The sequence below is a fragment of the Natrinema pallidum genome (assembly GCF_005890195.1).
GTDB lineage: Archaea > Halobacteriota > Halobacteria > Halobacteriales > Natrialbaceae > Natrinema > Natrinema pallidum.
The window spans coordinates 2622336-2646931 of sequence record NZ_CP040637.1; the positions used below are offsets into that span (position 1 = coordinate 2622336).

At 65.8% G+C, this 24596-nt stretch carries 27 protein-coding genes; 13 read left to right on the forward strand and 14 right to left on the reverse strand.

Features of this window, described 5'->3' with window-relative positions; translation table 11 throughout:
* Positions 1 to 225: 225 nt before the first annotated feature.
* Positions 226 to 438: a hypothetical protein gene (locus FGF80_RS12945; protein WP_138654452.1), complete on the reverse strand. Its 213-nt coding sequence runs from the start codon at positions 436 to 438 to the stop codon at positions 226 to 228.
* A 464-nt stretch (positions 439 to 902) separates the two neighbouring features.
* Here FGF80_RS12945 and FGF80_RS12950 point away from each other — a divergent pair, with 464 nt between their 5' ends.
* Positions 903 to 1532, forward strand: coding sequence for a PH domain-containing protein (locus FGF80_RS12950; RefSeq protein ID WP_138654454.1), 630 nt, complete (start codon positions 903 to 905; stop codon positions 1530 to 1532).
* Positions 1533 to 1618: 86 nt separating this feature from the next.
* Here FGF80_RS12950 and FGF80_RS12955 read toward each other — a convergent pair whose 3' ends face one another.
* Positions 1619 to 1969: a DUF5658 family protein gene (locus tag FGF80_RS12955; RefSeq protein WP_006185353.1), complete on the reverse strand. Its 351-nt coding sequence runs from the start codon at positions 1967 to 1969 to the stop codon at positions 1619 to 1621.
* A 790-nt stretch (positions 1970 to 2759) separates the two neighbouring features.
* Between FGF80_RS12955 and FGF80_RS12960 the strand changes: the two genes are divergently transcribed.
* Together FGF80_RS12960 and FGF80_RS12965 are read left to right on the forward strand one after the other, a co-directional pair.
* Positions 2760 to 4010: a hypothetical protein gene (locus FGF80_RS12960; protein ID WP_138654456.1), complete on the forward strand. Its 1251-nt coding sequence runs from the start codon at positions 2760 to 2762 to the stop codon at positions 4008 to 4010.
* A gap of 53 nt (positions 4011 to 4063) precedes the next feature.
* A complete protein-coding gene (locus tag FGF80_RS12965) occupies positions 4064 to 4300 on the forward strand; it encodes a hypothetical protein (protein WP_006185356.1) in 237 nt (78 codons plus the stop codon).
* 37 nt (positions 4301 to 4337) lie between these two features.
* Here FGF80_RS12965 and FGF80_RS12970 read toward each other — a convergent pair whose 3' ends face one another.
* The 3 genes from FGF80_RS12970 to FGF80_RS12980 all read right to left on the reverse strand — a co-directional run bounded on the left by FGF80_RS12970 (position 4338) and on the right by FGF80_RS12980 (position 6995).
* Positions 4338 to 5207, reverse strand: a complete 870-nt coding sequence (locus tag FGF80_RS12970) for a class 1 fructose-bisphosphatase (protein WP_006185357.1) — start codon at positions 5205 to 5207, stop codon at positions 4338 to 4340.
* A gap of 1 nt (position 5208) precedes the next feature.
* Complete coding sequence (locus FGF80_RS12975) at positions 5209 to 6003, reverse strand: class I fructose-bisphosphate aldolase (protein WP_006185358.1); 795 nt, start codon at positions 6001 to 6003, stop codon at positions 5209 to 5211.
* 260 nt (positions 6004 to 6263) lie between these two features.
* Positions 6264 to 6995, reverse strand: coding sequence for a hypothetical protein (locus FGF80_RS12980; RefSeq protein WP_138655533.1), 732 nt, complete (start codon positions 6993 to 6995; stop codon positions 6264 to 6266).
* A 207-nt stretch (positions 6996 to 7202) separates the two neighbouring features.
* Here FGF80_RS12980 and FGF80_RS12985 point away from each other — a divergent pair, with 207 nt between their 5' ends.
* Complete coding sequence (locus tag FGF80_RS12985) at positions 7203 to 8513, forward strand: hypothetical protein (RefSeq protein WP_138654458.1); 1311 nt, start codon at positions 7203 to 7205, stop codon at positions 8511 to 8513.
* Positions 8514 to 8549: 36 nt separating this feature from the next.
* Here FGF80_RS12985 and FGF80_RS12990 read toward each other — a convergent pair whose 3' ends face one another.
* On the reverse strand, positions 8550 to 8969 hold the full coding sequence (locus tag FGF80_RS12990) for a thiol-disulfide oxidoreductase DCC family protein (RefSeq protein ID WP_006185361.1): 420 nt from the start codon (positions 8967 to 8969) through the stop codon (positions 8550 to 8552).
* A 61-nt stretch (positions 8970 to 9030) separates the two neighbouring features.
* The gene (locus FGF80_RS12995) at positions 9031 to 10077 is read right to left on the reverse strand and encodes a phytoene/squalene synthase family protein (protein WP_138654460.1); all 1047 of its coding nucleotides are present in this window, start codon (positions 10075 to 10077) and stop codon (positions 9031 to 9033) included.
* A 130-nt stretch (positions 10078 to 10207) separates the two neighbouring features.
* Here FGF80_RS12995 and FGF80_RS13000 point away from each other — a divergent pair, with 130 nt between their 5' ends.
* The 4 genes from FGF80_RS13000 to FGF80_RS19250 all read left to right on the forward strand — a co-directional run bounded on the left by FGF80_RS13000 (position 10208) and on the right by FGF80_RS19250 (position 14451).
* The gene (locus FGF80_RS13000) at positions 10208 to 10876 is read left to right on the forward strand and encodes an SDR family oxidoreductase (protein WP_006185363.1); all 669 of its coding nucleotides are present in this window, start codon (positions 10208 to 10210) and stop codon (positions 10874 to 10876) included.
* 290 nt (positions 10877 to 11166) lie between these two features.
* Positions 11167 to 12819 carry a long-chain fatty acid--CoA ligase gene (locus FGF80_RS13005; RefSeq protein WP_006185364.1) on the forward strand — a complete coding sequence of 551 codons (1653 nt, stop codon included), beginning with the start codon at positions 11167 to 11169 and terminating at the stop codon, positions 12817 to 12819.
* Positions 12820 to 13019: 200 nt separating this feature from the next.
* Positions 13020 to 14165 carry an acyl-CoA dehydrogenase gene (locus FGF80_RS13010; RefSeq protein WP_006185365.1) on the forward strand — a complete coding sequence of 382 codons (1146 nt, stop codon included), beginning with the start codon at positions 13020 to 13022 and terminating at the stop codon, positions 14163 to 14165.
* A 124-nt stretch (positions 14166 to 14289) separates the two neighbouring features.
* Positions 14290 to 14451, forward strand: coding sequence for a hypothetical protein (locus FGF80_RS19250; protein WP_175417033.1), 162 nt, complete (start codon positions 14290 to 14292; stop codon positions 14449 to 14451).
* A 39-nt stretch (positions 14452 to 14490) separates the two neighbouring features.
* On the opposite strand, the gene FGF80_RS13015 is transcribed toward FGF80_RS19250, so the two are convergent.
* The gene (locus tag FGF80_RS13015; protein WP_006185367.1) at positions 14491 to 14778 is read right to left on the reverse strand and encodes a PadR family transcriptional regulator; all 288 of its coding nucleotides are present in this window, start codon (positions 14776 to 14778) and stop codon (positions 14491 to 14493) included.
* Positions 14779 to 14824: 46 nt separating this feature from the next.
* Entirely contained in the window at positions 14825 to 15727 is a 903-nt protein-coding gene (locus FGF80_RS13020) for a DUF3267 domain-containing protein (protein WP_138654462.1), read from the reverse strand.
* Positions 15728 to 15831: 104 nt separating this feature from the next.
* On the opposite strand from FGF80_RS13020, the gene FGF80_RS13025 reads away from it, so the two are divergent.
* Positions 15832 to 16128, forward strand: coding sequence for a DUF7111 family protein (locus tag FGF80_RS13025; protein WP_049908040.1), 297 nt, complete (start codon positions 15832 to 15834; stop codon positions 16126 to 16128).
* Between the two features lie 33 nt (positions 16129 to 16161).
* Here FGF80_RS13025 and FGF80_RS19630 read toward each other — a convergent pair whose 3' ends face one another.
* Positions 16162 to 16512, reverse strand: coding sequence for a DUF7410 domain-containing protein (locus FGF80_RS19630; RefSeq protein WP_138654464.1), 351 nt, complete (start codon positions 16510 to 16512; stop codon positions 16162 to 16164).
* Between the two features lie 116 nt (positions 16513 to 16628).
* On the opposite strand from FGF80_RS19630, the gene FGF80_RS13035 reads away from it, so the two are divergent.
* Positions 16629 to 18050 (forward strand): heme o synthase, encoded by a 1422-nt coding sequence (locus tag FGF80_RS13035; protein WP_138654466.1) that lies wholly within the window; start codon positions 16629 to 16631, stop codon positions 18048 to 18050.
* 184 nt (positions 18051 to 18234) lie between these two features.
* On the opposite strand, the gene FGF80_RS13040 is transcribed toward FGF80_RS13035, so the two are convergent.
* Together FGF80_RS13040 and FGF80_RS13045 are read right to left on the reverse strand one after the other, a co-directional pair.
* Positions 18235 to 19746 carry an SLC13 family permease gene (locus FGF80_RS13040; RefSeq protein WP_006185372.1) on the reverse strand — a complete coding sequence of 504 codons (1512 nt, stop codon included), beginning with the start codon at positions 19744 to 19746 and terminating at the stop codon, positions 18235 to 18237.
* Between the two features lie 164 nt (positions 19747 to 19910).
* Entirely contained in the window at positions 19911 to 20156 is a 246-nt protein-coding gene (locus FGF80_RS13045) for a hypothetical protein (RefSeq protein ID WP_006185373.1), read from the reverse strand.
* Positions 20157 to 20316: 160 nt separating this feature from the next.
* Here FGF80_RS13045 and FGF80_RS13050 point away from each other — a divergent pair, with 160 nt between their 5' ends.
* The 3 genes from FGF80_RS13050 to FGF80_RS13060 all read left to right on the forward strand — a co-directional run bounded on the left by FGF80_RS13050 (position 20317) and on the right by FGF80_RS13060 (position 23186).
* Positions 20317 to 21372, forward strand: a complete 1056-nt coding sequence (locus FGF80_RS13050) for a M20/M25/M40 family metallo-hydrolase (protein ID WP_138654468.1) — start codon at positions 20317 to 20319, stop codon at positions 21370 to 21372.
* A 258-nt stretch (positions 21373 to 21630) separates the two neighbouring features.
* On the forward strand, positions 21631 to 22797 hold the full coding sequence (locus FGF80_RS13055) for a thiolase C-terminal domain-containing protein (protein WP_006185375.1): 1167 nt from the start codon (positions 21631 to 21633) through the stop codon (positions 22795 to 22797).
* Positions 22794 to 23186 carry a Zn-ribbon domain-containing OB-fold protein gene (locus FGF80_RS13060; RefSeq protein ID WP_006185376.1) on the forward strand — a complete coding sequence of 131 codons (393 nt, stop codon included), beginning with the start codon at positions 22794 to 22796 and terminating at the stop codon, positions 23184 to 23186. Before FGF80_RS13055 ends, FGF80_RS13060 begins: the two co-directional genes overlap by 4 nt.
* A gap of 71 nt (positions 23187 to 23257) precedes the next feature.
* On the opposite strand, the gene FGF80_RS13065 is transcribed toward FGF80_RS13060, so the two are convergent.
* Together FGF80_RS13065 and FGF80_RS13070 are read right to left on the reverse strand one after the other, a co-directional pair.
* The gene (locus tag FGF80_RS13065; RefSeq protein WP_138654470.1) at positions 23258 to 24202 is read right to left on the reverse strand and encodes an alpha/beta fold hydrolase; all 945 of its coding nucleotides are present in this window, start codon (positions 24200 to 24202) and stop codon (positions 23258 to 23260) included.
* Between the two features lie 67 nt (positions 24203 to 24269).
* A complete protein-coding gene (locus FGF80_RS13070) occupies positions 24270 to 24482 on the reverse strand; it encodes a hypothetical protein (RefSeq protein ID WP_006185378.1) in 213 nt (70 codons plus the stop codon).
* Positions 24483 to 24596 lie beyond the last annotated feature (114 nt).

Sequence of the window (24596 nt, forward strand, 5' to 3'; positions counted from 1 at the left end):
CTTGGTAACGGAGCCGGTCTCGAGAGCGGCGCGTCCTGTGAGTGGAGTCAGTGGCCTATCCGAGCCGGTCCCGGTACCGGAATCGCCACCCTAACCGAAGCAGCGAACAATGGGGGCACCCTCGCACCCACGCTTTCACTCTGAATTGGGGGTGGGGGCCCGTGGGTCGAAACGAACCAGCCGGTCTCGAGTCGGACGCCGTGATAGAAGGCCGTCGGTCTCCGGTTACGCTGGTTCGACGAGTTCGGACCCGTCTCGAGACCGGCGGTCGACGACGGAGCCGCAGTCGGTACAGACGAGCAGTCGCTCGTCGCCGACGGTCATGGTCTCCCAGTCGCCGGCGATCGGACTCTCGTGGTCACATTCCGGACAGAAGAGGACGGCCTTTCGCTGCGCTGGCGGCGGGTACGAATCGTCGTGACACGTGTCGGTTGTCATTACCACCAGTAGGGGTTCGACGTGAATAGGAGTTGCGTGAGACGATTGCCCGTGCCGAACTGTCGCCGTCCTCTGGTGGGCAGCCCCGGCCTACTCAGCGGTTCAGTCATTCCGTCGAGACGGTTCCCCAATCGAGAACGACGGTCTCGAGGAAAACGGCTATTGGAAACACAGCTATGGACACACTACTGCTGGTAGAGGGCAGTGACGGGCCAGTAAGCCAGTCAGGGGGTCGATACGTCGTACACCGACTGCAGTACGTCCGTAGTATATCGGCTGCAGTACATCCGACCGCAGCACACGTGACTTTCGTCGCGTTTCAGAGCGTGCTCACGGTAGGCGGTGGCGCACACTGGAGCGCGGTGAGCGAACGGCGAACCGCGGTCCGACCGTGTGCGAGGGATGAGTGAGCGACGAGGGGGAGCGAACGAATCGGTTGGGGAGGCCGTGGCGATCCCCTGTTGATGACGAGGACCAGTCGCTCTGAGGCCGGCGGGCCGGACGGAGGGACGGACGAGTCGACGCCGACCGCCGATCCGTCCGCGTCGACTCCTCCATGGCTCCCACTCGAGGAGGGCGACCGCGTCCGCTGGCAGGCGGGACCACGAACCCAGACCGTCCTCCCGTGGATCGCCGTTGCTGCCGTCGGGACGGGAGTCCTCTTGGCCGCCATCGCCGTCGAGGTGCTGCCGATCCTCGCGATCGGCGGCGTCCCGGTCGTTCTCACACCGGCGCTGTGGCAGTACGCCCGCGTCTCGCGAACGGCGTTCGTCGTCACGAACGGGGTCGCCGCCACGCGGCGTGACGTCCTCGGGCGAACGGTCAGGATCGTCTCTCTCGAGCGGGTCCAGAACACGACCGTCGAACAGGGCCCGATCGGTCGCTACGTCGGGTACGGGACCGTCACGATCGAGACCGCGGGCGGCTCGCCGCTCCGGTTCCGGCATATCGAGCGGCCGGGCGAAATTCGCAGCCGACTCGAGGCGGAACGCGACCGACTGACCGGCAGCGAGGTCCCGGGGGGACGCGACCAGTGGGAGGCGGTCCTCGCCGAGGTCCGGGCGTGGCGACGCGCCCTCGAACACGACGCGTAGCCGACGCGCCCTCGAACACGACGCGTAGCCGACGCGCCCTCGAACACGACGCGTAGCCGACGCGCCGGTCGACGAAGGACCCGCAGTCAGAGCGCGCTCGAGATGGTATACACGTTGAGAACGGCGGCAGCCAGCCACGGTACTGCGAGTCCAGCCGGCACGATCGGGCGGTACTCGCGCTCGAGGAGGAGCCGACAGAGCAGTCCGACGCCGACCGCGAAGGCCTTCAGGGCGAGCATGCCGGCCAGGCCGTGGCCCTCGATCACCCCGCGAGCCGCCGGGTTCGATTCGGAGAGCCCGATGCGGAGACCGACGAACGTCGTGACGATGTCGGCGGCCAACGCCAGGAAGACGACCATCCAGAGCAGTCGCTCGAGGTCGACCGGCGTCACGTCGCCCGGGAGGCGATGGCCAAAGAACGCACCCTCGGAACTCATAGGCTCCCCGCCGGAGTCGAACCGGACCGTTGCGCCCCTGAGAGCACGCGTCGGTTCGCTCACGCGGGGTATTGTTATGCCAGGCGTAGGATGATCCGGACCTCGAGTAAGTGCTCGTAACTTCCCACCCATTCGCTCGACGCGAGCGAGACGGGGCGAAAGACAGCGGCGGACGGTCGGAGACTCGTTTGGGCTCCCATCCGGCAGGGATGCCTCGATGTCTTCGTCGCCGTCGAACCGAGCGGTCGGTTCTCCGTCCGAAATCGGCGGCGCATGGTGAGTAAGGAAACGTTGAACGATGTGGGGACGACTTCCGCGACTCGTTCGGCAGCGTCTGGACCGATCGCTCCGGTTTGGTAGGCGGGTGGGCTGGCGCGATTCCGGGCGCGGCGGCGACCGCCGATACGGGTGTTGGCTGTGACGATCGTCGACCCGTAATCGGGGCGTAACTCGAGCGAAGGGGTGTCGTCGACCCTGTCGGTGGACCGACGGGACTCGGCGGCGAGCGGAGAGGAGGAACGAACGATCGGTTCGCGCCCGCGAGTCGCCGTCCGATCACGGCGGTCGCTGCGAGGGAGGAGGATCGCTGCCGTGGCGCGGACCGATCGACCGTGTTTGTCTCCGTGATCACCGGCACGGAGACGACACGTACTGGGGCGGGGACCGACACGAACGCTCGGGTACAGTCGGACAGCCATTATACCGCGGTCCCGGCGTCGTTCCGGAGGGCTGATATCCTCGGCGGCACCTGCAGGCAGAATCGCTTTGATCCGATTTGTCGTTTCCTTCAATGGTTATCGATCCCGTGTCCGTGCACAGACGCGTTGGCGGAACGGGGCGCAACGCGACCGAACACCTGCAACGCGGCATGTCTGAGGTCCGCACCGAGCGTCTCGTCCGGCGACTCGGGGCGCTTCGCGACCAGGTCGAGACGGGAATGGACCGGCGGGAATTCCTGCGAACCGTCGTCAGTGGCGGGTTCGCCGTCGGGATGGCCCAGTGGCTCGGCGTCGACGACTTCCTCGCCGCCGACGACGGCGAGGTCCCCGTCGTTACCGCTCTCGTCAGGGACGATCCAGACGATCCATGGTCCGTTCGGGAACGGACGCGTTCCGTCCCCGCCGAGTGGTACGCCGCGGTGAAAAAGGCCTTCGAGCTAAACGACCTGCTCGCCCGAACCGCATTCACCGGCTACCTCGGTAGTGCGGTCGTTCCGGGGGACTACGAGAGCGGCACTGCGACCGTCTCCGTCGGCCTCTCGAGCGACGGCCACTCGCTGAGCGAACTGCTCGGAGAAGTGGCAGCGGGGATCGACATCGACGCCGAGACGATCATCGATATCGAGGAGATTCAGGACGGACCCGAGTCCCGGGAGCCGACCTTCGTCGACGCCGCGATCGACGGCGGCGTTCCGAGCGGCGTCGCCTGCGAAACTCCCTCGAGCATGGCCACGCTCGGGCCGGCACTGTACGACCCCGACAGTCGGCAGCGGTTCTTCGTGACGGCCGACCACGCCTTCGGCGAGGACCACGGCGCGGCCGACGATGCCCTCCTGTTACCCCGAGCGGGTGACGATCCCGTCGAACTGGGCACCGTCGTCCGCTATCACCCGGTCGAAGACGTCGCGGCGGTCGAACCCAACGGCTGGCTCGAGCCCACGAGCAGGATCGCAGCACCATCACAACCCCGCGTACGCGGCCAGTTCACCAAGTTCGGACTGGCCGATCTCGTCGCCCGTGACGAGGAACTCGAGAAGGTCGGTGCCCTGAGCGGCCACACCACGGGAAAGATCCAGGGGATCGATGCGGTCACCTGCTTCACCGACGAGTTCTGTCGTCGCGGACAGATCCGGTGGGGCGGCGAGATGGACCTGACCGACGGCGACAGCGGCTCCGTGAGCTACCACCGTGACCCCGACGGCGAGGACGGCGACGTGCTCGTCGCCGGGTTCAACAACGCCCGCACCTGGTGGCCCGGACAAAGCTACGTCTGGGGCGTCGGTGCCTATCGACTGACCGAAAACCATGGCTACCACTTCTGACCGGCGGTCGCCTCGGTTGCGGGTCGACGGCCGATCGCGATACCCTGTTACCAATGAGTAACGATACGCAACGATCCGCCCGTTCCGGCCGCGGTCTCGTCCGGACCGTCGTGAGCGGACTCCTCAGGATTCTCACCGACCTGCTCGCCATCACGCTGTGGGTGCTATTTCTGACGCTGCTCTTTCTCGAGACCGGCTGGCCCCGCTGGGCGTTCTACGGTCTGCTCGTGGTCGGCGTCGGGGGGTACGTGACCGTGACGGCGGCCTGGACGGACGACGGCGACCAGTGACCGCCGGAATTACCCAACGGCCCGCCGGCCGCAGCGACTACGCGAGCGCCGCCTCGAGTCGGTCGATCAACTCGCCGTTCCCGACGTGGAGCGGCGTTCGATCGTGGAGGGCGTCGGGTTCGACGGTGAGCAACGACTGCGTCCCGTTCGAGGACCGCCCGCCGGCCCGCTCGACGACGTAGCCGATCGGGTTCCCCTCGAACTGGAGTCGGAGTTTCCCATCCGGTCGGGACTCGAGGGCGGGGTAGCCGAAGGTGCCGCCGTAGGTGAGCACCTGGTTGACGTCGCCGATCAGCGCGCCGCCGTAGCGGAGTTTGAGTTCCGATTCGATCTCGCGAGCGTACGCGCGGAAGTCGTCGGGCCAGTCGGGAACGCGACCGCCGAACCCGTAGACGACGGGCTCCGCGGGGATGGTGAGATCACGCTCGACGACCGTTCGCTCGCCGCCGGAGAGTTCGTACTCGGTGACGGTCTCGTCGGTCGCGAGCACCATCGTCGTGATCGGGCCGTAGAGGACGAACCCGGCCGCGACGAGCGCGTCGCCGCGGGCCGGAAGCGCAGCGTCGTAGACGCCGAAGATCGTACCCATCGTGTTGTTGGACGTGAGGTTCGAGGAGCCGTCGAGCGGGTCGACAGCGACGGCGTACGCGTCGGTCGCCGCGGGATCGTCGCCGCAGTCGACGACCGCGGCGCGTTCCTCGCTGGCGTACTGACCGACGCCGCCGATCCCGGTGAGACGATCGCCGAGCAGTTCGTCGGCCCAGACGTCGGCCTCGGCCTGGGTCTCGCCGCTGGGGTTCTCCTCGTCGACCGTCCCGCGGCGTCCGATCAGCCCCTGCCGGATCTCGGTCGCCGACCGGCCGATCGTCGCCACGACGGTCTCGACGACTGGGTCGGACACCGTCATCCTATTCGGTCGCCTCGAGCGCGGCGTCGGCGGTCGCCTCCTCGTAGATGACGTCCTCGAGCGCGTCGAGGATTCGGGTCGGGTCCTCGCGCTGCCAGATGTTGCGGCCGACCGCGAGCCCGCTCGCACCGGCGGTGATGGCGGCCTCGACGGTCGAGCAGAAGTCGTAGTCGGACGTCTTCGAGCCGCCACTCATGACCACTTTCATGTCGCCCGCGGCCTTGCAGGCGTGTTCCATCGCGTCGGCGCTGCCGGGGTACTTGACCTTCGCGATGTCGGCCCCGACCTCGAGAGCGATACGGGTCGCATAGGAAATCGTTCCGGGCTTGGTGTCGTTTTTGAGCCCCTGACCGCGGGGGTACGACCACATGACGACCGGAAGGTCGTACTCGCGGGCTTTCTCCTGTACTCGACGGAACTCCTCGTACATCTCGACCTCGTGGTTCGAGCCGCTGTAGACGGTAAAGCCGACCGCGTCGGCACCGAGTTCGGCCGCGTAGTCGACCGAGCAGTTGATCGCGGAATCGGGCTCGCCCATCCACATGTTCGACGTCCCGTTGAGCTTCAGGAGGAGGTTGACGTCGTCCTCGTAGCTGGGGTAATACCCCTCCGCGATCCCCTTCTGGACGGCCATGGTGGTGACGGCGTCGTGGGTTGCCGTCTCGAAGACCGTTGCCGGATCGAGTTTCTCCGGTACTTCCTCGAAGTCGACCGGGCCGTGCTCTAACCCGTGGTCCATCGCCAGAATCAGTGACTTGCCGTCGCGAACGATCGGAGAGTCGTCGATCGGAATCATCTGTTAGACGGTCCAACGGGTCGCTATAAATCTCTGATGGTCCGAGTTATTGAAATTGAGTATAAAAGTAGTAATTGATGGGGTTTCGACCGACGATAGTGACGCGAGACTGAGTAATCGGGCCGGAATCAGTCCGGTAAAGCGACGGATCGATACCAGTCGAATCGACTCCGGTGTCGACTCCTGCCCGTCGATCATCCAGTCGCGGCGTGAACCGCTCGAGTACCGTGTCGAGCCACGTCGCGGCCGCGCCGGTTCGCTCAGTTTCCGAGGAGTTCCCGCGCGTTGTGTCGCCACGTTCGGACGTGGAGGACGTTCAATTCGAGGACGGTGGCGACCGCCATCGCATCGATCGTCGCGAGCCGCTCCGCCGAGCGGATGCCGGCCTCGGCAAGCGCCTCGGCGTCGTCGGGGCCGACGCCCGTGACCGCCGTGACCGGCGTCGGTCTGGGGTACGGCCGCTCCGACGGGCGCTCGCGCTCGACTGCAACGGGTGCCGAGTGCTCGTACTCGAAGGCCTGCCAGTCTTCGCCGTCGCTGACGGCGATCCACTCGCGTTCGGCATCGCCCAACCCTCGCACTTCGCTCGAGCGCCGGTCGAGGTCGCCCTCGCTTTCGAACGACCAGGGCAGCGAGTAGCGCCGGCGGAGGGTGTCCGCGATCGGTTCGTCGACGCCTGCGTCGAGTAACATGCGGTAGGAGTACTCCTTGTCGGCGATCGTGGCCGGATCGATATCGACCGTCTCGAGAACCTCGCGCTCGTCCGGTTCGATCGCTTCGGTCGTCGGCTTGGCGTCCGTGTCCGTCGCGGTGTCGGCCGCTTCGAACAGGTCCGCCTCGTCGAACTCGAGTTCGACGGGAGCGTCGGCAGCGGTGGCCGAGTCACCGTCGTCGCTGACATCGACGGTGATCCCGATATCGACGACACGGCCCCCCTCGTCGCTCTCAGTCGTCCCCGTCTCCGTGTCGCTGACGGCGTTTTGTTCGCTCACGCGGGTCACCGGTTGTCCGTAGCTCACACTGTCTCGTCTTGAAGCTTATCCTCGACCGCCGCGTCCGGAGCGACCGGCGGCGGAACCCGGCGGCGACGGACATCGGCGCGAGGAATCGAACTGGGCGATCGACACTCGTCTCTCACGCCGAGAGGTGGGACTACCCTGGAATAAGTTATTTAGTATTGATGCACGAGGTCCGAAACGATGCGACCTGCTCGACTCGCGTTCGCCCTCTGTTGGTGTCTCGTCGTCGGTGCCCTCTGTGTCACCGCCGTCGCGGGCGCACCCCCTCCGGAACAGATCTGTGGCGTCTGTGGGCCCAGCACCGCCAGCGACGCCGAGGTTACGGGTGCAACGGATCGCGGCGTGCTCGACATATACATCGATGACAACGGGGATTCCCGGTGGCAAGCCCGCGTGCCGGTTACCGAGACTGCCGCCGAGCGCTACCGGACGAACGCGACCGCGCTCGAGGGCGCGGTCGACGACGCCTGGGCACGGTACCACGCGGCCGACGGTGATGTTCGAGACGTGAGATCGAGCGTCCGGGGCGAGACGGTCGTCGTAAACTACACTGTCACTGACGTTGCCAACCGCGGCGTCGGCGATAGCTGGCTCATCGATTACTTCGCGACCGGGACATCGCCCACGCGCTACGAGATGGCGGCCGATCGGGTGACGATTCACACGCCCGCGGGAACGGTCGTCACGAACCATCCCGCCGACGCCACTGTTGACGACAATACCGTGACGTGGGCCGCCGAGGGGACAGCGGGCGGTGACTTCGACGACCAGACCTACGTCACGTACGGCAATGACGGCGTCCGCGGCACCGCGAGCGGGTACGCTACGCTCGGCCTCGAGATCGGTCCAACGGCACTCGTCCACGGCGTAAGCGGCGGGCTCATCCCCGCGATACTCCTCGGGATCGTCGGACTCGCGATCGGTCGCAGCGACTTCGGCCGCGACGCGTTCGATGCCGCGGCGCTCGAGCGACTGATCGTCGCCGTCGGTGCCGTCGGCGCGGGTGGTTTCCTCGTCGTCGGCGTCGCCGCGACCGGTGCCGACCCCGCGTCGGGTGCCGTCGCACTGGCCGCACTCGGGGTCGGCTACGCCCTGCTCGGGAGTACAGCCCGCCGGTTCGGGGCCGGACTCGAGACTCGCGGGCTGGTCGGGCTGGCACTCCTCGCGACGGTCGTCGCCGCGGGGGGACCCCTCCTGCTCGTCGGCCCGCCGGTGTACGCGTTCCCGCTCTGTTTCGGCGCGGCCACTGCGTTCTGTCTCCCGATGGGGTACGCCGCCGAACGGGGGCGGTTCCCACTCGCGCTCGTCGCGGTCGCCGCGCTCGCCGCGCTCGCGCCGATCGTTGCGCTCGCGAGCATCGCTCCCGTCTCCGTGTTCGGATACGGGCCGGTCGTCTACGGTCTCTTGCTGCTCCCATGGGTCGGCACCGTCGCCGTGTTCGGCTATCCGCTCGCACTGCTGGGTCGACGGCTGGCTATCGGTAGCAACTGAAGACGCAAAAGACGCAAAGCGCGACGGAGCGCCGACTCACTCGAGGAACCGTGCACTGGCGTCGACATCGGCCGGGGGCATCGCACACTGGTCTTTCTTGCCGAACCAGCGGTAGCGGCGGGCAGCGACGAAATCGTAGACGCCGTCCCGGAGTCGTCGCGGGAGGAAGCGAAACGGTCCGAGCAGCCGATAGACGCCGCCCAGCCGGTTCGCGATGCGGATGACGGCGGCCGATTTCACGTAACAGTCCTCGCCCTCGATCAGGACGACGGACTCGAGGTCGTCGGTCGGGAGGTCGTGTTCGGCGAGCAACTCCGTACCGATGTCTGACTGGAGGGAGGCAAAACGGAACTGACCTTCCGTATCCCGGGGAAGAACGAACTGGACGAACCCGTTACAGAGGTTACAGACGCCGTCGAAGAGGATAATCGGGCCGTCCGGGGCAGCCGAACTCATTGGACACGTATCAGTACGTCCCGGCGCGAGTTCAACGTACCGGTCGGCGAGGTCCCGCCCGCTACTGGTGGAGCGGCTGTTCCGCCATCTTGCTGCGGAGTTCCTCGAGCCGAGAGCGGGAGACGCCGTCCTCGAACTGCTGGAGAAGGGCGAACACTTCCGCTCGAGAGACCTTGACATCGCCCTCGCGGACGACGTCTTCGGGGCGCTCGCGCAGTTCTCGGAGCGTGCCGACGGCGAGCAGGTAGGGGATCGCCCACGCCGAGAGACGGTTGCCGTTGTGTTCGGGGACGACTTCGAGGTAGCGCTGGGCGTCGTCGAGGTAGCTCTCGGCGCGGCCTGTCACCCGCTTGATGACGTTCGTGACGCCACCGTGGTGGGCCTCGTCGGTGACTGCCTCGATGTCGACGTCCTCCGCCGCGAGCCACTCGGCGGGGAGGTAGACGTTGTTCTCCTCGTGATAGTCGTCCTCGACGTCCTTGGCGATGTTGACCAGTTGCAAGAGGAGGGCGAACGACCGGGCGTTTTCCCGCATTTCCGTCGCCCGTTCCTGCGAGGTGCCGCGAGCAACCAGCCCCGTGATCAGAGTGCCGACGGTCCCGGCTGCGTACCAGCAGTACTCCTCGAGTTCCTCGATCGTCTGGAGCCGCAATCCGCCCTCGGTGGCGTACCGGTCGGTGAACATCGCCATGCCGTCGACGAGTTCGCGGACCGGTTCGCGCATGATTTCGCGGGGCTCCTCGTCGAGCGACTCGAAGGTTCGCAGTACCCGCGGCGTCTCGGCGACTACGTCCCAGTCGTCGGTTCGGTCCTCGGGAATCCACGGCTCGACGTCGTCCATGAAGGCCGTGATCGATTCCTCGGCGTCCGGATCGAGCAGTCGGTCGTACTCGGCGAGGAGTTCGGTCTGTGAATCCGGCGGGATATGCCCCGCATCCTCGACCGTGTCCGCAATCCGACAAAGGAGGTACCCGATACAGATGTGTCTCGCCATCGGCTCCTCGAGCCGATCGATCGTGATCGAAAAAGTCCGCGAAACGCCGTGAACCGCGTCGTAACACCACTCGAGATCGGCGTCGGTGGGAGGTTCGGGCTGGCCCGTGGTCATCTACTCGAGTTAGTTTCGTGACCCCTGGGGAAAAACACCGCGGTCGCGGCGTGCTCTTCCGGCCGGCGGAAATCCGGACGGCACGGCGACTCGCAGCACCCACTCTTCGGCGGCGAACGACACAACCGGTATGTGGCCGAGCGACGAAATGACGGCCATGAGCCAGCCAATACTCATCGCCGGTTCGCACGGTCAGGTCGGACAGCACGTCACGGAACTGCTCGGCGAGAGCGAGCGAACCGCTCGAGCGATGATCCGAACGGAATCGCAAGCCGACGAGATGGCCGCCCTCGGCGGGGACCCGGTCGTCGCGGACCTGACCGGGGATGTCGAGCACGCGGTCGAGGGCTGTGATGCCGTCGTCTTCGCAGCCGGCTCCGGCGGGGACGACGTCTACGGCGTCGATCGCGACGGCGCGATTACCCTGATCGACGCGGCCAGCGAAGCGGGCGTCGACCGGTTCGTCATGCTCAGTTCGATGGGTGCCGACGAGCCGGCGGCGGGACCCGCGCCGCTTCGGGACTACTTGATCGCCAAAGCCGAAGCCGACGAGTACCTCCGGGCGAGCGCTCTGACGGAGACGATCGTTCGCCCGGGCGAACTGACCACCGACTCCGGAACCGGCGAGATCCGAGCGGGCAACGGACTCGATCCGGATTCCGGTTCCATTCCCCGCGAAGACGTCGCACGGACGCTCGTGACCGCGCTCGACTTCGAGCCGGTGTACGGGGAGACGTTCGAAATCCTGTCGGGAGCGACGCCGATCGAGGACGCGCTCGAGACTGTCGGCTCGAGTTGAGGCAGGGACTCGAGCGACGGCACAGCGTCGGCATATCGGCAACGAACGCCGCCCGCACGGATCGCCCGGAGGGTTGACTGCTGTCGTGGGACGTTTCGCCGTCGAATGTCGGCTCCGTGGGGCTGGCGGTCACACTATTGTTCTCGTTGGTTCGCGTATCTGATCCGAATTGGTTATTTTTGTCTAGATGTCCATTCATCCTACTCGGGTCGGAACGATCGGAAATCCGGTCATAATACTGTGTGTATGAAAAGAATAATACAGTCATTGTGCTACAGTAGAACACGAAGATGCCAGGCGGAACAGATCAAACACTTCGGCCGTTCTTGTGGCGTGCGACAAACCTCTATTCCGACACGGAAATCGTCTCCCGGAACCACGACGGGATGCAACGATACACCTACAGCGAGTACGAGGGGCGAACGAGCCAACTCGCGAACGCCCTCGACGAGTACGGGATCGAGAGCGGCGACCGGGTCGGGACGTTCTGTTGGAATCACTCGCGTCACTTCGAGACGTACTTCGCCGTCCCCTCGATCGGCGCACAACTCCACACGATCAATCCCCTGCTTCCCGACGCCCACATCCAGTATATCGTCGACAACGCCGACGATGAACTGATCTTCGTCGACCAGTCGCTCGCGCCGAAACTCGCCGGTGCCGTCGCCGACGCCGACGACGAGTTCGACGGCGTCGACTTCGTCGTCATGGGACGCGAGACGGTCGACGACCTCGAGGCGACGCCGTACGAGTCGTTCATCGAGGGCCACGCGACCGAGTACGACTGGCCCGATGTCGACGAGGACCAGCCCGCGGGGATGTGTTATACCTCGGGGACGACCGGGAATCCGAAAGGCGTCGAATACACCCAGCAGATGCTCTGGAGCCACACGATGGCCTCCCAGACGCCACAGGGCATCCCGATGGCCGACGACGACGTCGTCATGCCCGTGGTGCCGATGTTCCACGTCAACGCCTGGGGAATGCCGTTTACGGCGACCGCGGGCGGAGCCAAACAGGTCTTCCCCGGCCCCTCCCCGGAGCCAGAAGACCTCGCGACCCTCATCGAATCCGAGGGCGTGACCATCAGCGCGGGCGTCCCGACCGTCTGGCTGGGACTGATGGAGTACTGCTCGGAGCACGACGTCGACCTTTCGACGCTCGAGACCATCATCGTCGGCGGCTCGGCGGCACCGAAATCGATGGTCGAATGGTTCGACACTCAGGGCGTCGAGGTGCTTCACGCCTGGGGCATGACCGAGATGGCCCCGATCGGCTCGGTCTCCCACCTCAAATCCGATCTGGCGACTGCGGACTACGACACCCAGGTCGAAAAGCGCAGCAAACAGGGCCTCGTGGTCCCTGGCCTCGAGTTCAAAGTCATCGACGACGACGGCGAGGAGATCGAGTGGAACGGACAGGAGTTCGGCGAACTGTGGATCCGCGGGCCGTGGGTGACGACGGAGTACTTCGAGCGCCCCGAGGCCAACGAGACGGACTTCGAGGACGGCTGGCTCAAGACCGGTGACGTCGTCACCGTCGACGAGGACGGCTACATCAAGATCGTCGACCGGGAGAAGGACGTGATCAAATCCGGCGGCGAGTGGATTTCCTCGGTCGAACTCGAGAACGCGATCATGGCCCACGACGGCGTCGCCGAGGCGGCCGTCGTCGGCGTGCCCCACGAGCGGTGGCAAGAGCGACCGGTCGCGTTCGTCGTGCCCGCGGCGGGTGCCGATCGCGAGTCGCTCGTCGACGAGATCAACGAGTCGCTCGCCGGCGAGTATCCGAAGTGGTGGCTGCCGGACGAGATCGAGTTCATCAAGGAAGTGCCGAAGACGGCGACCGGGAAGTTTTCGAAGAAGGATATCCGTGAGGAGTACGCCGACCAATCCCTCGTCGATGGACAGGTTCCGGACGAGGCCGCCCCGGACCGTAACTGACTGTCGTCACGACTCGTTTTCGCCGGGAGTCACGACACCGGTCGTCAGCGGCGGGACGCCGACGGCTCGGCGACGCAGGCGGGGGAGCCGAGTTCGCTGCTGCCGGCCGTGGCCCACGAGTGACTGGTTTCCCTCCCGCGACCGAGACGGGACGGACCGAAGAAAGAACAGTAAAGGGTAATGATTCCTAATGCGGCGATATGGACTTTGGACTATCGGCCGAGCAGCAACAGATTCGAGACATGGTGTCGGAATTCGTCGACGAGGAGGTCGTCCCGGTCGCCGAGGAGATCGACCACGAGGACGAGTTCCCCGCCGACCTCGTCAGTGAGATGGCCGACCTGGGGCTGATGGGGATGCCCTTCCCCGAGGAGTACGGCGGTGCCGGGCTGGACTATCACTCCTATGCGATCGGGCTCGAGGAGATCGCTCGAGGCTCGGGCGGTCTGGGGACGATCGTCGCCGCCCACACGTCGCTGGCTGGGAACATGCTCTACGAGTTCGGCGACGAATCCCAGAAAGAGGAGTATCTCACCCCCGTCGCGGCGGGCGAGGACATCGGGGCGTTCGCGCTCTCGGAGGCCGGCGCTGGCAGCGACGTGCCGGCGATGGAGACCGTCGCCGAGAGAGACGGCGACGAGTACGTCATCAACGGCGGGAAGCTCTGGATCTCGAACGGCTCCGTGGCGGATACGGTCACGCTCTTCGCCAAGACCGACCCCGATGCGGGGAACAAGGGCATCTCGTCCTTTATCGTCCGCCCCGAGGAGGACGACGGCTTCATCGTCGAGGGCACCGAGGACAAACTCGGCGACAAGGGCTGTCCCACTGCCGAACTCCGATTCGACGACCTCCGCGTTCCGGACTCGCGATTGCTCGGCGAGGAGGGTGACGGCTTCGTCCACGCGCTGAAAACCCTGAACGGCGGCCGCATTACGATCGCCGCCCGCGGGGTCGGCATCGCCCGCGCGGCCTTCGAGGAGGCCCGCGACTACGCCGGCGAACGCGAGCAGTTCGGCCAGCCGATCGGCGAGTTCCAGTCGATCAAGCACAAGCTCGCGGACATGGACACCAAGATTCAGGCCGCGAAGATGCTCATGCACAAGGCCGCCGACAAGAAGATCCGCGGCGAGAACTACATCAAGGACGCCGCCCAGGCCAAGCTCTACGCCTCCGAAGTGAGCCGGGAGGTCGCCAACGAGGGCATCCAGATCCACGGCGGCTACGGCTACACCAAGGACTTCGCCGCCCAGCGGTTCTACCGCGACGCCAAACTCAACGAAATCTACGAGGGCACCAGCGAGGTGCTGCGAAACACGATCGGCGACCAGTTGCTCGAGGAGTAGCTCCTCGACGCCCCGCGCGAGTCGATATTCGGCTCGTGGATCGGTTGCTCTCACTCTTTGCCGCCCGGCTTTGTTTCTCCGCCATCCATTCGACACTTATGCCAGTGTCGGGCGCAGTGAGCCTATGGACCGAACGGAATTGTTCCTCGCGATCATCGCGTACACACTGATCGTCCGAACGTTCGGCGAGGATGGCGGGGGCGCGATGATTCCCCTGTTCGTCTTGCTGTTCGCGCTCCCGATCTACGTCGTCGTCCATCTGTACAGGACCCCCTCGCTCGAGTGACGACACGGCGCGCCGATCGCGGCCGCCACCCTGCTGTCGTCAGTCCCCGTCCTCGAGACAGTCCCCGACCCAGTCGTAGTGGTCTCGGACCCGCCGCTCCCCGCCGTCGGTCAGCGCGTAGACGTCGTGCAGTCCCTCGGTTCGCTTTTCGACGACGCCCGCGTCGACCAGCGCCGACAGCGAGCCGTAGAACGACTTCGGCTCGAGCCGATCGTCGTAGTGGGACTCGAGGCGCGATTTTAGCTGTTGCCCCCGCAGTTCGCCGTCGGCGGCGGCAAGCAGGAAACAGATGTCTCGGCGACGGCCGCTTCGAAGCCACTTGGGCATACGGTCCGTCCGTGCGACGGGTGCTCGAACGTTACGGTTGCCGCGTTCACGCGGCCTCGAGACGCCGCCGAAGGGTCGCGACGACCGTCCACGCGAGTCCGCCGAGGGCGGCCGTGCCGAGTAGCGGGCCATCGCCGAGTTCGAGGACGGCGGTCCCGCCGGGCCGGTAGTCGTGACGGACGAGCAGCCAGCCCCGCTCGGGGTCTCCGAGGACGACGTCGCCGGAGCCGAAGGCGAGCGAGAGCAACACCGCGAGGAGGGCGTAGACCGCGACCGCCGCGAGAGTGCCGACGCTGCCGGTCAGGAACCGCGAGAGCAGCGTCGTCCCGGGGAACCGACTCACCTGCTCGTCGGTGCCGTAAATACCGAAACCCTGAACGCCGTCCGGTGGGTCGCCGACGCGAACGTCGGCGGGGTACTGACAGAGGGCGGCGGCCATCCAGAGATCGCCGATCGATCCGGCCGCGTTCGCCGCCAGGGGGACGATCAGCAGCGGCGTGGGGACGACGACCATCGCGGCGAGACCGACGGCTGTGATCACGACGAACGGCGCAAGCAGGGCGACGAGCAGTTGGTTCCGCGTGTAGTTCGCGCCGCTGGTCTCCGCGTAGGCGTACGGCAACACGAAATAGGAGACGCCGATCCCGTATCGCGGAGTGTCACCGTAGCGGGCCATGAACACGCCGTGAAGCAGTTCGTGCGGGACGACGACGCAGACGAGCAGTCCGATGGAGACGGCGAGCCAACTCACGACCGTCGGCGGCGAGGACGGCGCGATCACGATCGGCTCGAGCGAGGTCCCGCGGAGCCACGCGAGGACGTGGCCGAGCGCGTAGGCGAACCCGAAGAAGCCGACCCCGGAAACGACGAGCCACTGGAGGGCGACCGACCGCGTGAGTCGAAACGTCGCGAGCGGGCGACGGACCGGGAGGGAATCCGAACGGCTCACTGGTCGGACCCTCGAAGGCAACCGAAAAATCGGTGTCGATGTTCGGCCTTGACGCTCCGACCGGAACCGACAGTTTCCCGGTGGGCGCGCCCCGAGTGACGAGTATGACCGACGATCGGACGACGGCAGCCAACGGGATCAGGGCGACCTACGAGGAGACCGAAACCGAACGAATCCTCGCGTTCGAACGCGACGCCAGCGAATACGGGACCGGCGGAACCGCCGCGATCGCCCAGAACCGCGAGGGATACGCGATGTTGAAGGTGCGACCGTCCGCCGACGGTGACGAACTCGAGCGCTACTACGGCTTCGACATGGCGCTCGATCACGTCGGGGAACTGCTGGGCGTCTCGCCCCACGAGCTCCCGATTCCGGCGGCCGCCGAAGACATGGGGATGTAGTCGAACACGGCCGACGAGACGCGGCCGAAGCGTTCAGACCACGAAAGCGGCGATGATAAGGAGGCCGAAGTACAGCACCACGAGAACGCCGAGCGCGTACAGTCGGAAGCGCCGCAGCTCCGCGCACTCGTCGCGAGCGGCCCGCTCAGCGGCCGCTCGTTCGCGATCGGAGAGACGGTCGTAATGTGCGAGACCGCGGTGGAGCGACTCGAGCGTCGGTCGCCGAAACGGTCGCTTGCAGTATGGGCACCGGGCCGACGGCGTCTCATCCCGAACGTCGATGGCGGGAGCACTGGACGAGGGGGGTCCCGACGTATCGGCGGCGGTCCCAGGGACGCGACGGCGCGAGTCGCCGGACACGAAGCGTGCTACGTGATCGAGCACAATCCCTTTTCGGTCGCTTCTCGAGGACTGCGGTACCGGCCGATCCCGTCCGCGACGGGTGGGAAAAAGCGAGAGCCCTAAATACACGGAGTCGAACGATGTAGACGAGAATAGTCGTGGCAAGAGAGTCGTTTCCCCGCCCGATCGGCACGCGACGCCGTTTTTCCGCACTGCTCACAGCGACCGCGCTGGGCGTCTATCTGCTGTTGATCGTCGGCGCGACGACTTCGCTGACGAACGCGGCCGCGTCGTGTTCGACGTGGCCGACCTGTCACGCCCCGGTCGACCCGTTGAACCAGACCGAGCTCGCGATCGCGTGGGGCCATCGGCTCACCGCCGTCGTCGTCGGCCTGCTCGTCGCCGTCACGGCGTACGCCGCCGCCTTCGGTGACGCCTCGCGGCGCGTCCGGGCGACACTCGTCGCCGCCGCCGCGCTCTACGTCGTCCAGATCGGCGTCGGTGCCGCCACCGCGACGATCGGTCCCGAGGCGATCCTTCCCGGTCTCCACCTCGTGCTCGGACTCGTGATCTTTTCGGGAGTCGTCCTCGCGCTTGCCTGGGACCTCGAACTCGCGACCGGCAGCGCGGACGAAGACGGCATCGACTCGCCGGCCCCGCTCGAGGAGTCGACGCCGACCGCCTCCGAACGCACGCTGCCCGCGAGTCGGGTGGCCCGCGCCCGACTGACCGCCTTCGCCTATTTCCAGATGATGAAGCCGCGCCTGATGTGGCTGCTCTGTCTGGTCGCCGCCGCCGGGATGGCCCTGGCCGCCGGCCCCGGCCTCGAGAGTACGACGATCGTCGCGACGCTTGGCGGTGGCGTCCTCGCGATCGGCGCGAGCGGGACGTTCAATCACGTCCTCGAGCGCGACGTGGACCAGAAGATGTCCCGCACCGCCGACCGGCCGCTGGCGGTCGACCTGATTCCGGTCCGCAACGCACTGGCGTTCGGACTCGCGCTGACCGCGGCGTCGCTGGCCGCGTTCCTGACGATCAACCGGCTCGCGGCGGCGCTCGGACTCGCAGCGATCGTGTTCTACAGCGTCGTCTACACGCTCTTGCTCAAACCGAACACGGTCCAGAACACGGTTATCGGCGGCGCTGCCGGCGCGTTGCCCGCACTCATCGGCTGGGCGGCCGTCACGAACGAGATCGGTTGGCCGGGACTCGCGCTTGCGGCGGTCATCTTCCTGTGGACGCCGGCGCACTTCTATAACCTCGCGCTGGCGTACAAGGACGACTACGCTCGCGGCGGGTTTCCGATGATGCCCGTCGTCCGCGGGGAGACCGAAACGCGAAAGCAGATCGTCTACTACATCGCCGCGACGCTCGTGAGTTCGATCGCGCTGGCATGGATCACCGACCTCGGCGCGCTGTATGCCGGGACCGTCGTCGTCTTCGGCGGGATCTTCCTCTGGGCCGCCGTGCGACTCCACTTCGAGCAGACCGAGGCCGCCGCGTTCCGGTCGTTCCACGCTTCGAACGCCTTCCTCGGGGCCGTGCTGGTCGCGATCCTCGTGGACGCACTCGCGTTCTGACGGTCAGCACCGCTCTCGAGAACGGATCGAACGCACCTGGTTTGACAAATCGGCCGAGCACACCAGTGTGACCACGTTCGGATGCCAACGGGCAGTCACTCGAGTCCACGGCGGGCGATCGAACGGCCCAGTTAGAATTCGGCTGGGACGCCACGAGCACACGCCGGCGTCGCAGGTCCGGTGCTCACCACAGCAGGTGTGGCCAGACGAACGTGAACAGCGCCCAGATAACCCCTGTCAGAACGACGGTCATGACGGCGTTCAGGACCAGCCCCGCCCGGAGCATGTGGCGTTGTTCGACGTAACCGCTGCCGAAGACGATGGCGTTGGGTGGCGTCGCGACCGGCAGCGCGAAGGCGAAGCTCGCGGCGATCGCGCCGGCGACCGAGAGGAAGAGCGCGGTCGAGAAGTCGGTCAGCCCGAGCGTCGCCGAGAAGACGCTCCCGAGGCTGATCAGAATGGGAACGATGATACTGGTCGTCGCGGAGTTCGAGGTCATTTCGGTGAGGAAGATGACGACCAGAACGACCGCACCGATGACGAGGACGATGGGCGCACCGACGAGCCCGCTGAACACGGTGTCGGCGATCCACTCCGTCGCGCCCGTGTCCGCCAGCGCGTTCGCGAGGGAGATGCCGCCGCCGAACAGCAACAGCGTCCCCCAGTCGATGTCGACCAGTTCGTCCCACTCCATCGTGTCGGCAAGCACGAGCGCGGGGACCGCCGCGACGCCGACCATGACGTAGTAGAGCAGTCCCTGGTGGCCCTCGACGCCGAATATCGTCATGCCCTCGCCGCCGAACACGGTCGTCATCCAGACGGCCGAGAGATACGGCTCGAAGAGGTCGCCGAGTCCGCCGAGCATCCAGAGTCCCGCCGTCACGGCGAAGATCGCCGCCACCCGTTTCCCGCGGGGGTCGAGGTCGCCTTCGGCCTCGAGTTGCTCTCGAGCGGTGGCTCGCGCCCGCTCGACGTCCGGTACCTCGGGCGGGTACAGCACGTACGTCAGGAGGAACCAGACGAGCGGCAGCGTCACGACGACGACCGGGAACCCGACGATGAACCACTCCGTGAACCCGATTTCGTAGTCCAGAATGGCGTTGAGTTGGCTCACGAGGATCGCGTTCGGTGGCGTCCCGATGATGGTCCCGACGCCGCCGACGCTCGCGGCGTAGGCGGTTCCGAGCAGCATCGAAATCCGGAGGTTCGTAAACGCGGCCGTCGACTCGACGGTCCCGCCGTCGGAGACCGTTTCAGTGGTGTCGCTCGTCCGATCCTGTTCGTCCGAGGACATGAGATCGTCCCGGTCGAGGATCTGGCTGAGGACCCCGACTGCGATCGGCGTCATCATTGCGGCCGTCGCGGTGTTGGAAACCCACATCGATAGCAGGGCGGTCACGATCATGATCGCGAAGATCAGCCGCCGCGGCGAACTGCCCATCTTGGCGATGGAATACAGCGCGATCCGCCGGTCGATGTCGTACTTCTGGATCGCGTTGGCTAGCATGAACCCGGCCAAAAACAGGAAAATTATGTGATCGGCGAACCCGACGAGGGCGGCGTCCATCGAGTCGTAGACGCCGGTCCCCGTGAGCAAGACGGGGATCGTCAGCGCGGTGACCGCGAGCGGTAGTGCGCCGGTGACCCAGAGGAACCCGGCGAAAAACATCGTCGCGAGCGCGTACTGGCCAGTCATCGACAGCCCCGACGGCGACGGTGCGGCTGCGATTGCGACCGTTCCGATCCCTGCGAGGGCGAACAGGGCTAATCGGCTGCTTGAGGCACCCATGAGGCGGTGTATCATTGATACACACAGGAATTATCATTACAATCCTTAAACGCTTCTATTCGTGAACGTCCCTAGAAATGATCGACGATCGCCCGCACCTGTTCGGCAGTGAGTTCCGCGGCGTAGAGTTCCAGCAGCGTCTCCCGGCGCGCTCGAGAGAGCGAGCGACTCCCGCTCTCGAGCATCGAGAGGTGTGCCTGGATGAGGTCGTCTATCTCTCGCTCGACCGCCCGCTGTTCGTATCCGGCCGCGACGCGGAGAAGCCGCCACGACAGCGGTGAGATGCCCTCGGGGTCGGGGAGGTCGGAAGCGTCCATGAACGTTAGTGGTGATATAGATGTCAAGGTGACCTGAAATGCGTTCCGTCTGGCAGCGGTGGACCCGTCGTTTCGGGCCGGCGATCACTACAGCAGTCGCGACGGGCGTGTCCGCGAGATCATGGTCGAGTTTTTCACCTATCGGGCACCACGTCGGTGCATGGAGCAACAACGCCGTCGGTTCCTCGAGGAATTACTTACCACAGCGACGCCATCCGGGTTCGAGACACCGGGTCAACGCCGCTGGATAGCGTACGTCGAGGAGTTTGCCGACGAGGTGCGGACCGACAGTTACGGAAACGCCGTCGCCGTGCTGGAGGGAAACGATACGTCGGTCGCCCTCACCGGACACAGCGACGAAATCGGCTTCATGGTTCGGGATATCGAAGAACGCGGTATCCTCCGAATAACTCCTGTCGGGGGTTCGGACCGTACCGTCTCGAAGGGCCAGCACGTCCGTATTCATACCGACGCTGGGCCGGTTCCGGGAGTGATCGGTCAGACGGCGATTCATCTCCGTGATCACGAAGACGAATCGCTTACCGATATCGACGAGCAGTATATCGATATCGGCGCTGAAGACGCGGCCGAAGCCGAGGAATTGGTCGAACGCGGCGATCCGATTACGTTCGATCAAACGATCTCCGAACTGGAGAACGGACGGATCGCAGCACGTGGGTTGGACAATCGTATCGGTATCTGGGCTGCGGCGGACGCACTTCGACGGGCGGCCGAACGCGACCACGAGGCGACGATCTATGCCGTCTCTACGGTCCAGGAGGAAGTCGGGTTACAGGGCGCGAAAATGGTCGGCTTCGATCTTGCACCTGATGCAGTCGTCACGATAGATGTGACTCACGCGACGGACACACCGGATATCACGGCAGGTCAAAAAACCGGTGTCGAACTCGGTGAGGGCCCGGTCGTCGTACGCGGAAGCGCAAACCATCCGCGACTCGTTGATGCAGTTCGACGGACCGCCTCCGAGGCCGATATCGATATCCAGTTACAGGCATCAGGAACGAACACTGGGACGGATGCTGATGCGTTCTATACTTCACGCGGGGGGATTCCATCGGTGAACGTCGGCGTCCCAAACCGCTATATGCACACGCCCGTCGAGGTCGTGGACCTGGCGGATCTCGAGACAGTTGCCGAACTTCTGAGTGTCGTCCCATCCACTGTTGCTGACTGTGAGCTTTCCACTAGCATCTAACCGACAGTCGTTGCGTACGCCCAACTACGTGGGAACCGATGAGACGTCGCCAGGGAGAGCCGGTCACCTGTCCGCCATTGCCGGTTGGGCCGCGGCCACCTTGCGGGTCCCCCGTCATCGGTCATCAGTACGCGGCAAGAGCGTCTTTCGCCGCCGGCAAGGGCGATATCGATCGATCTACCGGACATACCAACGAGCTGCCACGTACGCAGCCGTAACCGCGGAGTATTAACGGGTTCGCACACTATACGTGTGTACATGAGTGACGTACGTGTCGCAGGCACAGGGCTGACGTCGTTCGGTAACAGTCCCGAACGGACCAGTCGAGATCTCTTTGCCGAGGCGACCATCACGGCGTTCGAAGAGAGCGGCGTTCCCCGAGACGACGTAGAGGCCGTCCTCTACGGCAACTTCATGGGCGAACTCTCCGAGCACCAGGGCCACCAGGGGCCGCTGATGGCCGAAGCGGCGGGGGTCCAGGCCCCCGCAACCCGATACGAGTCCGCGTGCGCCTCGAGCGGCACCGCGGTCCGCGAGGCGGTCAAACGGATTCGGACCGGCGAGAACGACGTGATTCTCGTGGGCGGGGCGGAGCGGATGACCAACCTCGGTACCGCGGGCGCGACCGAAGCGCTCGCGATCGCCGCGGACGACCTCTGGGAAGTGCGCGCCGGCGTGACGTTCCCCGGTGCGTACGCACTGATGGCCCAGGCCTATTTCGACGCGTACGGCGGCGAGCACGAGGACCTGGCCCATATCGCCGTCAAGAACCACGAGAACGCACTCTCCAACGAAAAAGCCCAGTACCAGCGCGCGATCGAGGTCAGCGACGTTCTCGAGGCCCCGCCGGTCTCGGAGCCGCTCGGCCTCTACGACGCCTGTCCGATCTCGGACGGGGCGTCGGCGCTCGTGCTGACGAGCGAGGCCTACGCCGAGGACCACGATCTCGAGGCCCCGGTCGCGATCACGGGTACCGGTCAGGGCGGCGACCGGATGGCCTTACACGACCGCGAGCACCTGGCGCGCTCGCCCGCCGCACGCGAGGCCGGTGCGGAGGCGTACGCCGACGCCGGTGTCGACGCCGGTGACGTGGACTTCGCGGAGGTTCACGATTGCTTTACCATCGCCGAAGTGCTCGCGCTCGAGGCGCTCGATCTCGAGCCGATCGGCGAGGGGATCTCGGCGGCCCGCGACGGCCGGACGACCGCGGACGGCGAGATGCCGATCAACCTCTCGGGCGGATTGAAAGCGAAGGGCCACCCGGTCGGCGCGACCGGCGCATCCCAGATCGCCGAGGTGACCGAGCTGCTAGCCGGCCACCATCCCAACAGCGACCACGTCGCGGACGCGACGACCGCCGTCGCCCACAACGCGGGTGGCACCGTCGCGAGCGCGACCGTTCACGTTCTGGAGGTGGACCGATGAGCGATTCCGATCCCGTCGCCGACGCCGGCTTCGACGAGTGGCTCGCGGCCGCCGCGGAGGGCGACGCCTACTACCTCGAGTGTGCGAACGGCCACGGCTCCCTGCCGCCGCGCCGCGTCTGTCCCGACTGCGGCTCGACCGACATCGCCGAGGCCGACCTCTCCGAAACGGGCGAGATACGGACGGTGACGGTCACGCACGTTCCGACGCCGGCCTTCGAGGACGACGCTCCCTACGCGACGGCCGTCGTCGACTTCGGCCCCGTTCGCCTGACCGGACAGGTCATCGGCATCGACGTCGCGGACGTCGAGACCGGACTCACCGTCGCCCTCGAGATCACGACCTCGGAGACGACGGGCGAGCGCGTGATCGGCCTCCGGCCGGTCTAACGGTTCGGGAACGACGATCGCACTCGCTTTCACGCGCGACCGCGGGAACCGGGAACCGGGAACCGACTCGACTACTTGCGTGAGCCCGCGTCGGCACGCGGGAGTTCCGCGCTCAGATACTCGACGAACGTGTCGGGGTGTTCGGCGTGGGGTAACTGCGTCGCGTAGTCGATGACGACCAGATCGAGGTCGGCCGCCTCGGCGAGGGTCCGACCCTCGCGGAGCGGGACGAGTTCGGCGTCGCGGCCCCAGACCAGCGTCGTCGGTATCTCGAGGGCGGCCAGTTCCGTCGCGAGATCGAAGTCGGGATCGAGGGTACCCGCGGCGAAGGAGGCCGGGGCGTAGCGCGCGCCGGGCTGGTGGGCGCTGTTCCAGGCGGCGTCGACTTCCGCGGCGCTGATCCGATCGGCGTCGTAGTAGCCGTCCCGATCGTAGAAGTATCGGATCGAGGGTTTGCTCGCGAGCAGGTTGTACAGCGCCGTTCCCACGATCGGGGTTCGCAGGAGGGTCCGGACCCACGGCCGCTCGTCGGCCGTCTCGTCGACCGGACAGATCAGGACGAGACGCTCGAACGCGGTCTCGTCGGCGGCGTCGACGGCGAACGTCCCGGACAGCGACGAGGCGACGACGATCGGCTCGTCGGTGATCTCGTCCGTGAAGTCGCGCACGAACTCGCCGTAGAGGGCTCCGGAGTAGACCAGGGGTGGCCGCTCCGAGCGACCGAACCCGGGAAGGTCGACCGCGTAGACGTGGTAGTCCTCGGCCAGTTGTTCGACGATCGGCTCGAACTCGTGGCTGCTCGCGCCCGCATAGACCCCGTGGAGCAGCAGCATGTCTGGATCGTTCGGATCGCCGGCAACGGTGTAGGTCGTCTCGATCCCGCGCCAGCGATACGTCCGTTCGATACCGACCAGCGGGTTCTCGAGGTCGCGTGCACGTCGCTTGAGGAGGCGGTTCCCGAGGACGACACCACCGACGGTTCCGAGGGCTGCACCGAGGACTGTTCGGGCTTTCATAACGGGTTGTTAGGTGGCAACTGTCTTAGACCTCCGGTCTTGGTTCGCGCCGAGCGATGCAGCCATCTCAGACGGCGTGACCGCGACTCCACCGGACCCAACGGGCCTCGATGGCGTGCAAAACGAGATACAACAGGAGAAACATGCCCAGGAATATCGGTCCGACGGAGCCGACGGCCAGCGTTGCGATCGCCCACCCTATCGGGCAGTCGGTTTCTCGCCTCGTCGCATCGACGTAGACGGCATACACTCCCATAATCAGCAACAGGAAACTAATCATACGACAAGGTTACATCTTATACATATATAATGTATTTGCAATTGAACTATATCTCCAGTCGTCATTTCTGGCGAGCGACGTCACGCTCGAGCGACTAGCGAGGCTGAAATTGAT

Excerpts from the sequence above, each read along its gene's own strand:
- FGF80_RS12945 (WP_138654452.1), bottom strand. The coding sequence starts at position 438 with ATGACAACCGACACGTGTCACGACGATTCGTACCCGCCGCCAGCGCAG.
- FGF80_RS12950 (WP_138654454.1), top strand. The coding sequence starts at position 903 with ATGACGAGGACCAGTCGCTCTGAGGCCGGCGGGCCGGACGGAGGGACG.
- FGF80_RS12955 (WP_006185353.1), bottom strand. The coding sequence starts at position 1,969 with ATGAGTTCCGAGGGTGCGTTCTTTGGCCATCGCCTCCCGGGCGACGTG.
- FGF80_RS12960 (WP_138654456.1), top strand. The coding sequence starts at position 2,760 with ATGGTTATCGATCCCGTGTCCGTGCACAGACGCGTTGGCGGAACGGGG.
- FGF80_RS12965 (WP_006185356.1), top strand. The coding sequence starts at position 4,064 with ATGAGTAACGATACGCAACGATCCGCCCGTTCCGGCCGCGGTCTCGTC.
- FGF80_RS12970 (WP_006185357.1), bottom strand. The coding sequence starts at position 5,207 with ATGACGGTGTCCGACCCAGTCGTCGAGACCGTCGTGGCGACGATCGGC.
- FGF80_RS12975 (WP_006185358.1), bottom strand. The coding sequence starts at position 6,003 with ATGATTCCGATCGACGACTCTCCGATCGTTCGCGACGGCAAGTCACTG.
- FGF80_RS12985 (WP_138654458.1), top strand. The coding sequence starts at position 7,203 with ATGCGACCTGCTCGACTCGCGTTCGCCCTCTGTTGGTGTCTCGTCGTC.
- FGF80_RS12990 (WP_006185361.1), bottom strand. The coding sequence starts at position 8,969 with ATGAGTTCGGCTGCCCCGGACGGCCCGATTATCCTCTTCGACGGCGTC.
- FGF80_RS12995 (WP_138654460.1), bottom strand. The coding sequence starts at position 10,077 with ATGACCACGGGCCAGCCCGAACCTCCCACCGACGCCGATCTCGAGTGG.
- FGF80_RS13000 (WP_006185363.1), top strand. The coding sequence starts at position 10,208 with ATGTGGCCGAGCGACGAAATGACGGCCATGAGCCAGCCAATACTCATC.
- FGF80_RS13005 (WP_006185364.1), top strand. The coding sequence starts at position 11,167 with ATGCCAGGCGGAACAGATCAAACACTTCGGCCGTTCTTGTGGCGTGCG.
- FGF80_RS13010 (WP_006185365.1), top strand. The coding sequence starts at position 13,020 with ATGGACTTTGGACTATCGGCCGAGCAGCAACAGATTCGAGACATGGTG.
- FGF80_RS19250 (WP_175417033.1), top strand. The coding sequence starts at position 14,290 with ATGGACCGAACGGAATTGTTCCTCGCGATCATCGCGTACACACTGATC.
- FGF80_RS13015 (WP_006185367.1), bottom strand. The coding sequence starts at position 14,778 with ATGCCCAAGTGGCTTCGAAGCGGCCGTCGCCGAGACATCTGTTTCCTG.
- FGF80_RS13025 (WP_049908040.1), top strand. The coding sequence starts at position 15,832 with ATGACCGACGATCGGACGACGGCAGCCAACGGGATCAGGGCGACCTAC.
- FGF80_RS13040 (WP_006185372.1), bottom strand. The coding sequence starts at position 19,746 with ATGACTGGCCAGTACGCGCTCGCGACGATGTTTTTCGCCGGGTTCCTC.
- FGF80_RS13045 (WP_006185373.1), bottom strand. The coding sequence starts at position 20,156 with ATGGACGCTTCCGACCTCCCCGACCCCGAGGGCATCTCACCGCTGTCG.
- FGF80_RS13050 (WP_138654468.1), top strand. The coding sequence starts at position 20,317 with ATGGAGCAACAACGCCGTCGGTTCCTCGAGGAATTACTTACCACAGCG.
- FGF80_RS13055 (WP_006185375.1), top strand. The coding sequence starts at position 21,631 with ATGAGTGACGTACGTGTCGCAGGCACAGGGCTGACGTCGTTCGGTAAC.
- FGF80_RS13060 (WP_006185376.1), top strand. The coding sequence starts at position 22,794 with ATGAGCGATTCCGATCCCGTCGCCGACGCCGGCTTCGACGAGTGGCTC.
- FGF80_RS13065 (WP_138654470.1), bottom strand. The coding sequence starts at position 24,202 with ATGAAAGCCCGAACAGTCCTCGGTGCAGCCCTCGGAACCGTCGGTGGT.
- FGF80_RS13070 (WP_006185378.1), bottom strand. The coding sequence starts at position 24,482 with ATGATTAGTTTCCTGTTGCTGATTATGGGAGTGTATGCCGTCTACGTC.